Consider the following 10,591-nt stretch of genomic DNA (forward strand, 5'->3'; position numbering starts at 1 on the left):
ATGCTCCCGCTCGATACCCTTCAGCAAGCCCAGCACCGCATCTCGGACACGCTCTTGCCGACGCCGCTGCTGCTCGACCACGCACTGTCGGACCAGCTCGGCAGGCGGGTATGGCTCAAGGGCGAGCTGTTCCAGCGCACCGGCTCGTTCAAGCCGCGCGGTGGCCTGAACTGGGTTCGCAGCGCCAGTCGCGAGGAGCTGTCCGGCGGACTGGGGGCGGTGTCTGCAGGCAATCACGCCCTGGGCCTGGCCTGGGCAGCGGGCCAGGTCGGCGTGCCGGTGACCATCGTCATGCCGGAGAGTGCCAGCCAGTTCAAGGTGGACGGCAGCCGCGCGCTGGGCGCCGAGGTGATCCTTCACGGCGACATCAATGCAGCATGGGAGCTGATGCATCGGCTGGTCGAGGAGCGCGGCCTGACTCTGGTGCACCCCTACGATGACGAGCGCATCATCGCCGGGCAGGGCACGGTGGGCCTGGAGATTCTCGAACAGGCTCCCCAGGCATCGGCCATTCTCTGCCCGGTGGGCGGTGGTGGCCTGATCTCCGGCATCGGCTCGGCAGCGGCGGCACTTCGGCCCGATCTCGCCATGATAGGCGTGGAGCCCAGCGGAGCTGCGAGCATGGCCGAGGCCTGGACCAGGGGCGCAGCCGCGCGGCTGAAAGCGGTGGACACCTGTGCCAAGAGCCTCGGCGCCGCTATCGTCGGCGAACATACCTATCGGATATGCCGCGAAACCACCCAGACGCTGGTACAGGTTGACGATGCCGCCATCGGCCGCGGCATGCACCACCTGCTCTACCAGGCCAAGCTTGCCGCCGAGCCTGGCGCTGCCGTGGGGGTTGCCGCCCTGCTCGAGGAGGCCGTGTCACTGCCACCTGAAGGCGAAGTCGTTGTGGTGATCACCGGCGGCAACATGAGCCGCGAGGAGCTGGAAGCGTTCATCTAGTCAAGCAGGCCCGCTCACCCCAGGATGAAAATCACGCAGGCAGCGGTCAGTCCGCCCATGGTCCAGTTGAAGATGCGCCAGGCGCGGGGAGTATCGAGCCACTGGCCGAGAGCCATGCCGAATCCTGCCCAGACTGCAATGCACGGCAGTGCCACGATTTCGGCAAAGGCCGCCAGCAGCAGGGCATTGACAATCGGGTCGCCGCCCTCAGGAAGAAACCCCGCCATCAGCGCCAGCCCCATGACCCATGCCTTGGGGTTGGCGAACTGAAAGGCTGCCGCCTGGAGGAAACTGAGCGGCTTGCCCTCGCCCTTTAGCCTCAGGTCGGGGGGCGGAGCCGTGGCGATCTTCCAGGCAAGATAGAGCAGATAGGCACTGCCGATGATGCGCAAGGTCATCTGGACCGCCGGATAGCGCTCGAAAATGATCCCCAGCCCCAGGGCGATACCGGCGAAGAGCAGGAAACATCCACCAAGAATGCCGAACATGTGCGGCAGCGTGCGCATGAAGCCATAGTTGGCGCCCGAGGCCGTGAGCATCACGTTGTTGGGTCCGGGGGTGATGGTCATCGAGATCATGTAGAGGGCCGCCGGCCCGAGAAACGCCAAAGCTTCCATTCTATTTGCACCCATACAATTATTGATTTTTGCTTGAACTGTGCGCACAATTCTCAGCATAATCTCGTCAATATTGGCGTCAAAGGTTTTATTGTCACCATGACAATATGGGTTCCCCAGCTACCGGCCGAAGGTGTGCGCTACCGTGTCATCGCCGATGCCATCGGCATGGCGATCCAGGAAGGCACGCTCGTCCCCGGCCACAAGCTGCCGCCGCAGCGTCAGTTGGCCGACCGCCTCGGCATCACGGTAGGCACCGTGACCCGGGCCTATGCCGAAGCCGAGCGTCAGGGCCTCGTCGTCGCCAGGGTTGGCAGCGGCACCTTCGTCCGGGGGACCGAGGCTTCCGGCGCCCAGGATTTCCTTGCCAGCCGACCCCTCGAGGATGGCACCATCGACCTCAGCCTGAGCCTGCCGCCGCCGCATCCGCTGCGCGCCGCATCGCTCGGGCGTATGCTCCACGAGATCGCCGATGATCCATGGGTGCTGCAGCGCTCGGTCGACTATCAGCCGGACCGCGGCGTGCCTGCTCACCGTGAGCAGCTGGCCGCCTGGATGACCGAGCTGGGCATGCCTGCAGACGCCGACTCGCTGCTGGTGACCCAGGGCGGCCAGCATGGCATCAGCCTGGCGTTGCAGGCGCTGACCCGCCCGGGAGAGCGCATCGCCGCCGACGTGCTGACCTACCCCGGCCTGATCAGCGCCGCCAGCCAGGCCCACCTCAAGCTGGTCGGGGTGCCGATGGACACGCAAGGCATGGACATCGATGCCCTTGCCAGGCTCTGTGCTCAACAGCCGCCACGGCTGGTGTATGTCACTCCCGACCAGAACAACCCGACCGGCACGCCGATGAGCGAGAGTCGGCGCGAGCAACTGGCCGCCTTGGCGCGCCAGCACGACTTCTGGATCGTTGAGGACGGGGTGCAGTATCTGCCGGATGCCGAGCGCGGTACCCCCGTCTATCGGCTGGCTCCGGAACGGACGCTGTTCATCTTCAGCACGTCGAAGGTGCTCGCCGGCGGGCTACGCATCGGCACCTTGCGCGCCCCGGCGATGCTGCTCGGGCGCCTGGGAGCTGCGCTGCGCGCCCAGAGCTGGATGGTGCCCCCGCTAATGGTCGAGGCGGTGTGCCGCTGGGTGGCCAGCGAAGACAGCCGCGCCCTGCTCGACTGGCTGTTCGTAGAGCTGGGCGAGCGTCAGCGGCTGGCCCGCCAGCGTCTGGCGGCATATGCCCCGGGGGGCCGACCCCACGGCGCCAACCTCTGGCTGCCGCTTCCAGAAGGGCTGCGCAGCGCCGTGCTGGTGGAAGCCTTGTCACAGCGCAATATTCTGGTCAACAGTGCAGAGCCCTTCTGCGTGGGCAGCGAACCGGCCCCCCAGGCGCTGCGCCTGTGCCTGAGTGCCGCGCACACGCGGGAGGCCCTGAGCCAGGCTCTGGACAGCGTGGCCGAACTGCTCGCCGAGCCGCCTGCCGCCCCATGGCAGACGCTATAGCAAGCCCGGCTGAGCCAGCTTGAACATCGTGCTTCAGCGATGACCCAGCGGTTTGCAGGACGCGGCCGCTCCCGAGAAACGGGAGCGGCCGCGTGTCTGCCTTCAGTGCATGTGTGACGGCGCTGACATCCACCCCGGGCCGAGGATGAAAAAGAGACCCAGCAGAAGCAGGCCGACACCCGCCGGGCGCACGACCCTTTCTCCGTGTCGCCCTACCTTCTCGTAGATCATGAGCGCGGCCAAAGGTGCCATCCAGGCCAGGTTGGCGATGCCGACCACGAACATCACCAGCATCAGCGCCCAGCAGCATCCCACACAGAACATGCCGTGGCGCACCCCAAGCGCAGTGGCGCCACCCAGGCCACGTCGGTAATGGGCCAGCAGGAAAGCGCGCGGCTGGCGACATTTGTCCAGGCAGCGCGACTTGAGCGACGTGAACTGAAAGCCCCCGGCCAGCAAGAGCGCACCGCCCATCAGCCACTCGGGGCGGTGCATCAGCCAGTGCCAACTCGACGCTGAGGCACCGAGCAGGGTGTCAGCCAGCAGGGCCAGTACACCGAACAGGGTCCAGACGACCAGGTAGCCGCCGAGGAAACAGGCCTGCACCAAGCCCGGATTCGGCTGTCCGGCGGCCGCTTGGCGAAACAGCCCGACCATTGGCAGCGCTGAGGGCAGCATCATGGCGGCGATGTGCAGCTGCCAGGCAAGCAGAAACAGGATCAAGCTGAACCAGAGCGCCATGTCGTCGACGACCAGCTGATGGTGATGCACCCACTGCACCTTGCCGGTCAGCTCGGCCACGATGGCCAGCAGCCATGCCAGGCCAATCAAGCCCACGAGCACTGGCATCGAGAGCCAGCCGGGCTGCCGCCCGACCGCAGCGCTCACGGCTCGAACTCCATCTTCCAGGCGGTCTGGATGGCATTTTGCCCATCGTGGCTCCAGCTCATGCCATGCTGGGGCATGCTGACCCGATAGCGGCGCGACTTGCCAAGATAAGCCGGCGCGCCCTTGACCGTGGTGAAGGCGCTGTCCTGGATCGTGGCCGTGGTACCATCCGGCGAGGACTGGATCGGCGCGATTTCCGCCACGACCATGCCTTCCACCTGGAGCCGCCCTTCGACCTGATGCGCCTCATGGCTGATCGGAACGCGCTCGACCGCTACCACCTCCCCGACCAGCCCTGCCAAGTCGGCCAGCGGGCCGCCCAGCTTGCCGCTGAAAGCATCCAGAAGCGCCGCATACTGATCGTCATCTGCAGCGCTGTCGACCAGGATCACCGAGCGCCAGCCACCGGCCAGCGCGTTGCCCGGTATGTGCGCCACATTCATCAGTGACAGACCCGAAACGTCGACACCTCGCGCCTGCCCGCTTTCCAACTTGAAGGCAATCACGCCGAAACATTCGTTACCGTCCGGGTCTTCGCCGAGAAAGCATGGACAGGGCACGGCACACGAGCAGATTTCCAGCATCGTGCCCTCGAGACGATAGCCTGCCTTGGTTGCCGCCGGCGTTGTCATTGTTGTTGCCATGGTTCACCTCCACCTGCAATGGGATGGGTTAACCTGGCGACACCCGGCTTGGGAACGCATACGAAGCCTGAATCACCAGGTCTCTTCGCTCCACAGGCTGTTCCACTACAACCACTTCCCTGGCAACCCGAGACGCTCAAGCGCTGCGAGTCGCCGCTGCAAAGTAGAAATCCAGCATTCGGTCCAGCGGTGCCGGGTCCCGCAGTAAACGGCTGCGCAGTGCAGCCCCTTCCCAGCAGTTCAACAACAGGTTGGCCATCTCCACGGGATCGGCATCGGGCGCCAGTTGGCCCTGCTCTCTTGCCTGCTCGAGGCATCCCGCAATGTGTCGCGTCACCACCGAAAAGCAGCTCTCGATCTTGCGTGCAAAGGTCGGGTTGATACCGGAGAGCTCCTGGCCCAACGCTCCGAGCATGCATCCCAGATAGCCATCTCGGCGGTACTTTTCCTGCGACAGTTCGAAGAAGCGTCGGGCTCGCTCCAAGGGCTGCAGCGTGGGATCCTGCAGGGCCAGTTCGAGCCCCTGGTGCACCTCCTGCATGTAGCGGTCGATGACGTGCAAGGCAAAATCTTCCTTGCTGCTGAAGTGGTGGTAGAACGACCCCTTGGGCACGCCCGTTTGCTGCAGCAGCGCCTGGATGCCGAGGTCGTTGTAGCCATGCTCCAGCAGCATCGACAGCCCGGTTTCGAGCAGCCGTTCCCTCGTGGTGAGAGCCATTGTTCCCCCTAGACCGACCGGTCTATTAATCGTAGACCAAGAACCCGCAGCGTCAAGCCAGGCTGCGGCGAGCCTGGGCAGGTGGTGACTCGTGGGATGCTTTTTGCGCGATCAGGCCTGACGCGTCAGCTCGGCGGCGGTGTACCAGGCGATCATGCGCTCTTCGTCGGTGGGAATGACCCACAGGCCCAGGCTGCTTCCCGGGGCTGCGATATCGGTGGCGTGGGCCGCGTTGGCATCGGGGTCGAGGCGGGCACCGAGCCACTCGCAGCCCTGTGCCACGCCTGCGCGCACCGGCGCAGCTCGCTCGCCGATACCGGCGGTGAAGACGAGGTGGTCGAGCCCGCCAAGAGCAGCCGCCAGGCTGCCAATCTCGCGCACGATGCGGTAGACGAACAGCTCGATGGCCTCGGCCGCCTCGCTCGCCTGGCTGGCCAGCAGCTCGCGCATGTCGCCGCTGATGCCGGAGATGCCCAGCAGACCGGACTCCTTGTAGAGCATGCGCTGCACCGCCTCGGCGGACATGCCCTCCTGCAGGATGAGGTGCAGCACCAGACCGGGGTCGAGGCTGCCGCTGCGGGTGCCCATCATCAGCCCTTCCACCGCGGTAAAGCCGGTGGTGGCCGCCACGCTCTTGCCGTCGCGCACGGCGCAAAGACTCGCCCCATTGCCCAGATGGGCAATGATGGCCCGGCCCCGGGGCAGCGCCCCGCCGTGCCGCGAGACCTGCTCAGCCAGCTTGCGACTGACGAAATCGAAAGAGAGGCCGTGAAAGCCGTAGCGGATCACGCCCTGCTCGCGATAGCGCCGCGGCAGTGGAAAGGTCTGGGCTTGAGGTGGCTGGCTGGCATGAAAGGCGGTATCGAAGCAGGCCACTTGAGGGAGTTCCGGGCGCATGCTGGCCAGGGCGCGTACCGGCGCCAGGCCAAAGGGCTGGTGCAGCGGTGCCAGCTCCACCAGGGATTCCAGTACTTCCAGGCGAGCCTGATCGAGCCGCACCGGCGCGCGGTAATGGGCACCGCCATGAACGATGCGATGGCCTACGGCGTGAAGATCGCCCAGCGCCGGGTTCGCCTCGACCCACGCCAGCAGCCTGGCCAGCGCTCCATCGTGATCCAGCATGGGCGGGACGTCACGCAGCGCACTGTCGTGTGCCTCGCCCAGCCCGCCACCGAACCCCTCCTTCAGCTCCACTCGCGCATGGTTGCCAAGTCCGGAGAACTGACCGCGGCAGCGCAGCGACATGGCCTGGGGAGAGTCCGTACGGCTTGCCGCGAAGACGGCGAACTTGAGGCTCGAAGAGCCGCTGTTGACGACCAGAATCTCGCCGCTCATACCTGAACCTTCTTCTGTTGCTCTGCCACCAGCAACGCCAGGGCACAGGACGCCATGCGCGTGATGGCGTCATCGGCGCGGCTGGTCAGCACGATGGGGACCCGTGCACCCACCACCAGCCCCGCGCCGGTGGCATCGGCGAGGTAGGTCAGCTGTTTCATCAGCATGTTGGCCGACTCCAGGTCGGGCGCCACCAGGATGTCGGCCCGGCCCGCCACCGGCGAAACGATCCCCTTGGCGGCCGCCGCCGCTTCGGAAACCGCATTGTCGAATGCCAGCGGACCGTCGAGGATGCCGCCGTGGATCTGGCCCCGTTCAGCCATCTTGCACAGGGCGGCGGCCTCCAGGGTCGAGGCGATCTTGGGGTTGACCGTCTCCACCGCCGAAAGGATGGCCACCCGGGGCGACTCGTTGCCCACCGCATGGGCCAGACCGATGGCGTTCTGCACGATGTCCTTCTTGTCGGCCAGCGTCGGGTAGATGTTGATCGCCGCATCGGTGATGAACAGCGGCCTGGGATAGGTCGGCACATCGAAGGCCATGACATGGCTCAGGCAACGCTCGGTGCGCAGCCCGGTGTCGCGCTTGACCACCTCGTGCAGCAGTTCGTTGGTGTGCAGCGAGCCCTTCATCAGCGCTTCCACGCGCCCTGCCCTGGCTAGCGCCACGGCCTCTGCCGCGGCTGCATGACTATGCGCCACGTCGATAAGTTCGAACTCGGAGATATCGATACCGGCGGCTTCGGCAGCCGCATGGATCTTGGCCCGCGGCCCCACCAGCACCGGATGGATGAGCCCCTGGCGCGCCGATTCATAGGCCCCCATGATCGAAACCTCGTCCACGGGGTGCACCACCGCCATGCGCACCGGCGAAGGGTGCTCCGCAGCGCTGAGCATTTCGTGCAGGTGCGCTCTCTCGGCGAGCCTTACCCGCGGCAGCACGGCCCGTGGACGACGCACCTTGCTGGTGGGCGCCTGCACCTCCGCTTCGCCCTCGATGACGGTTTCGCCGTTCTGGTTGGTACACAGGCAGGCGAAGACGATGCGCTTGCGCTGGTCATCCTTGCTCTTGACGCGCACGCTCACCAGCAGGATATCGCCCAGCCTGACCGGCTTGTGAAAACGCAGGGTCTGTCCCAGGTAAATGGTCCCCGGGCCCGGCAGCTCCGTGCCCAGGACGGTGGAGATCAGCGCGCCGCCCCACATGCCGTGAGCAATGATTTCCTGGAAGCGGGTGCTCTTGGCGTAGTCTTCATCGAGATGCGAGGGGTTGATATCGCCCGACATGATCGCGAACAGCTTGATATCGTCGAGCGTCAATCGCTTTTCCAGCGAAGCGCTGTCTCCTAGCTGGATCTCATCGAAGGTACGATTCTCGATGTAGCCGTCGTCTACCGGGACCTGTCGTTCCATGCGCTATGCCTTGTGCGTTCAGTATCGGGGTAATGAGGAGGCGTGCCTGGCCTACTGCAGCGCAGCATGCCACCGCCGTTAGCATCGGACACCAGCATGCCGAAGGCAAGCCTCCTTGCACCGCGATTAGAAGGCGCCACAATGATCAGGGACGCCAACACGACTTCGAGGCCCAATCACCATGCACCGCTTCCTCAACGACCCGACGCTTGCCGTTCCGGTCTTCCCGGGTAGCCATATCGTCATGGATGGTCACTACATCTTCTTTTCCGGTCTCACGGCGACGGACATCCAGGGAGGCGAGGCCGTGCTGGGCGACATCGCCGAAGAGACACGCTGGGTGATGCGGCGCCTGTCGCGCATGCTCGAGTATGCCGGCGCTTCGCTGGCCGATGTGGTTCGGGTGGACGTTCACCTGACCAACCTGGATACCATCCACACCATGGATGCCGCCTACGCCGAGTTCTTCGAGCCGCCAGGCTACCCGGCTCGAACCTGCACCGAGTCGCCGCGCCTGAGCGGCGGCTCCAACGTCGAGATTACCCTGGTGGCGCGCCAGCCGGCGGTAGAACCAGAGCCGAGAACCCAGGCACAAGCCGACGCCAAGGAGGATACGGGCAGCCAATCGGAAGGAGGCGATTCCCCGCCTGAAGGTACACGGACCTAGAGCGTCATTCCCGACTCGATGCGATACCCCAGGTCGATGCAGTGCGTTGCTGGCAGCTCGCCGCGAATGCGTGCCAGCAGCTCCCTCGCCGCGCGCTCACCGATCGCCTGTCGCGGCGTGATCACGCTGGCCAGTCGGGGCGACATCACCTGGCCCACGTCGTGGCCATGGAAGCCGGCAATGCCTAGCTGCTCCGGCACCTTCACCCCCCGCCGCACGCATTCGAAGTAGGCCCCCACCGCTACGTCGTCATTGGTGCAGAAGATGCCGTCGACACCGGGATGCTCCTCGAGTATCTCGCTCATCAGCGCCGCCCCTACCGTATAGGAGGAGCGCTGGCTGCGCTGCAGGGTCAGCGGCTCGAGGCCGTGCTCCTGCATGGCCTGGCGGTAGCCCTGCTCGCGCTGGAGCGTGCGCGGGTCGAGCCGCACGGCGAGATAGACCACTCGGCGGCGGCCCTTATCGATCATGGCGCTGACCATGTCGTAGGCAGCCCGCACGTTGTCGTAGCCCACCGCTTGATGCAGTGGGGCGGTAAGCGAGTCCATGATCTCCACGGTGGGTATGCCCGCCGTTTCCAGCATGCGGCAGGTCCGCCGAGTGTGATGACTGTCGGAGAGGATCACGCCGTCGACGTTGTAGGAGAGCAGCGACGCCAGGCTGCGCTCTTCCAGTTCCTGGCTGTAGCCATAGTGGGACAGCATCAGGTGGTAGCCGAGCGGCTCGGTGACCTCCTCGATGCCCACCAGCACGTCGGCAAATACCTGGTTGGTCAACGAGGGCACCAGCAGGCCGATGGAGTGGCTGGTGGCACGCGAAAGCAGGTCCGGAGCCCGGTTGGGGATATAGCCGACCTGCTCGGCCACGTCGAAGATACGCTCGCGCAGCCCTTCCGAAACGGTCGCGGGGTCGCGCAGGCAGCGGCTGACGGTCATCTTCGTTGCCCCGACCCGGTCGGCGATGTCCTGGAGTGTCGGTCGTTTCTTCTTCACGAGGCCCCGCTGGCAGCTGGTGGTGAAGCACGTGCCAAGCGGCACCGCCGATGGCTCGTGCCAGCATCATACCGAACCGGGGCCGGCCTTGCTGCGTCTCCTGCTTCCGGCTCAAGGGGGTCGACGGTAGCCACCCGACAGCGCCGTGAGAAATGTCTCGACGATGACCTCGGGCGAGTCACTGATCGGGCAGGCCACGGCTTCCAGAGCATCGGGTGCCTCCAGGTCGTGGAGCTGGCTGTCGAGCATCGCTTCGCCGCGAAAGAAATGCGCTTCCCTGATGGCCAGTCGCTGGCGCAACTGCTCGCGATCTCCCTCGAGAAACAGGAAGATGAGGTCCGGATCGCCGCTCCGCAATCGCTCGCGGTAACGCTGCTTGAGCGCCGAGCAAGCCAGCACCAGCGCGGCGTTGCGACGGCGATGATCGGCGATGACCCCTGCCAACGCCTCGAGCCATTCATGCCGGTCGTCGTCGTCGAGCGGTATGCCGTTGGCCATCTTGTCGACATTGGTCGGCGAATGGTAATCGTCGCCATCGAGGAAGGCGACACCGAGGCGGCGGGCCAGCAGCGCACCGACATGCGACTTCCCCGACCCCGAGACCCCCATCACCACGATGCGGTAAGTAGCCTCCTTCACAAGACCTCCCTGTCTTCAGTTACCGCGCACGGCAGCCAGGTCCGGCAGCCAGGTCACGAGTCCGGGAAAGGCGAGCAGCACCGCCAGCACGATCAGCAGCGCCACGTAGTAGGGCAGCATCGCCTTGACTAGCTGCTCCATGCTCACTCGCCCCACGCCGCAGCCCACGTAGAGGCAGGTTCCCACCGGCGGGGTGAGCAGGCCGATGCCGAGCACGAAGGCCATCAGCACGCCGAA

Annotated in this window: 12 protein-coding genes; 3 read left to right on the top strand and 9 right to left on the bottom strand. The window is 65.5% G+C overall.

Annotated elements, in window-relative coordinates:
* Complete coding sequence (locus H1D44_RS18290; RefSeq protein ID WP_181516672.1) at positions 1 to 948, top strand: threonine ammonia-lyase; 948 nt, start codon at positions 1 to 3, stop codon at positions 946 to 948.
* Positions 949 to 962: 14 nt separating this feature from the next.
* Here H1D44_RS18290 and H1D44_RS18295 read toward each other — a convergent pair whose 3' ends face one another.
* Positions 963 to 1,565 (bottom strand): LysE family translocator, encoded by a 603-nt coding sequence (locus tag H1D44_RS18295; RefSeq protein ID WP_181516674.1) that lies wholly within the window; start codon positions 1,563 to 1,565, stop codon positions 963 to 965.
* 99 nt (positions 1,566 to 1,664) lie between these two features.
* Between H1D44_RS18295 and H1D44_RS18300 the strand changes: the two genes are divergently transcribed.
* Positions 1,665 to 3,059, top strand: coding sequence for an aminotransferase-like domain-containing protein (locus H1D44_RS18300; RefSeq protein WP_181516676.1), 1,395 nt, complete (start codon positions 1,665 to 1,667; stop codon positions 3,057 to 3,059).
* A 102-nt stretch (positions 3,060 to 3,161) separates the two neighbouring features.
* Here the strand turns inward: H1D44_RS18300 and H1D44_RS18305 are convergent, their stop codons facing one another.
* From H1D44_RS18305 to H1D44_RS18325, 5 genes are all read right to left on the bottom strand, one after another.
* Entirely contained in the window at positions 3,162 to 3,947 is a 786-nt protein-coding gene (locus H1D44_RS18305; RefSeq protein WP_220128163.1) for a DUF2182 domain-containing protein, read from the bottom strand.
* Positions 3,944 to 4,591 carry a DUF1326 domain-containing protein gene (locus H1D44_RS18310; protein ID WP_181516678.1) on the bottom strand — a complete coding sequence of 216 codons (648 nt, stop codon included), beginning with the start codon at positions 4,589 to 4,591 and terminating at the stop codon, positions 3,944 to 3,946. The genes H1D44_RS18305 and H1D44_RS18310 overlap by 4 nt, the downstream gene beginning before the upstream one ends.
* Positions 4,592 to 4,727: 136 nt before the next feature.
* Positions 4,728 to 5,309, bottom strand: coding sequence for a TetR/AcrR family transcriptional regulator (locus H1D44_RS18315; protein WP_181516680.1), 582 nt, complete (start codon positions 5,307 to 5,309; stop codon positions 4,728 to 4,730).
* A gap of 111 nt (positions 5,310 to 5,420) precedes the next feature.
* Positions 5,421 to 6,644 (bottom strand): acetate/propionate family kinase, encoded by a 1,224-nt coding sequence (locus H1D44_RS18320; protein ID WP_181516682.1) that lies wholly within the window; start codon positions 6,642 to 6,644, stop codon positions 5,421 to 5,423.
* Positions 6,641 to 8,056, bottom strand: coding sequence for a bifunctional enoyl-CoA hydratase/phosphate acetyltransferase (locus tag H1D44_RS18325; RefSeq protein WP_181516683.1), 1,416 nt, complete (start codon positions 8,054 to 8,056; stop codon positions 6,641 to 6,643). Before H1D44_RS18325 ends, H1D44_RS18320 begins: the two co-directional genes overlap by 4 nt.
* Before the next feature lie 181 nt (positions 8,057 to 8,237).
* On the opposite strand from H1D44_RS18325, the gene H1D44_RS18330 reads away from it, so the two are divergent.
* Entirely contained in the window at positions 8,238 to 8,723 is a 486-nt protein-coding gene (locus tag H1D44_RS18330) for a RidA family protein (RefSeq protein ID WP_338073464.1), read from the top strand.
* Here H1D44_RS18330 and H1D44_RS18335 read toward each other — a convergent pair.
* From H1D44_RS18335 to H1D44_RS18345, 3 genes are all read right to left on the bottom strand, one after another.
* Positions 8,720 to 9,715, bottom strand: coding sequence for a substrate-binding domain-containing protein (locus H1D44_RS18335; RefSeq protein ID WP_181516685.1), 996 nt, complete (start codon positions 9,713 to 9,715; stop codon positions 8,720 to 8,722). The two genes, H1D44_RS18330 and H1D44_RS18335, sit on opposite strands and share 4 nt — an antisense overlap.
* Before the next feature lie 111 nt (positions 9,716 to 9,826).
* Entirely contained in the window at positions 9,827 to 10,354 is a 528-nt protein-coding gene (locus H1D44_RS18340) for a gluconokinase (protein ID WP_238984428.1), read from the bottom strand.
* A 15-nt stretch (positions 10,355 to 10,369) separates the two neighbouring features.
* A partial coding sequence (locus tag H1D44_RS18345) for a TRAP transporter large permease subunit (RefSeq protein WP_181516687.1) occupies positions 10,370 to 10,591 on the bottom strand: 222 nt, incomplete at its 5' end.

Source organism: Billgrantia kenyensis, assembly GCF_013697085.1.
Taxonomy (GTDB): domain Bacteria; phylum Pseudomonadota; class Gammaproteobacteria; order Pseudomonadales; family Halomonadaceae; genus Halomonas; species Halomonas kenyensis.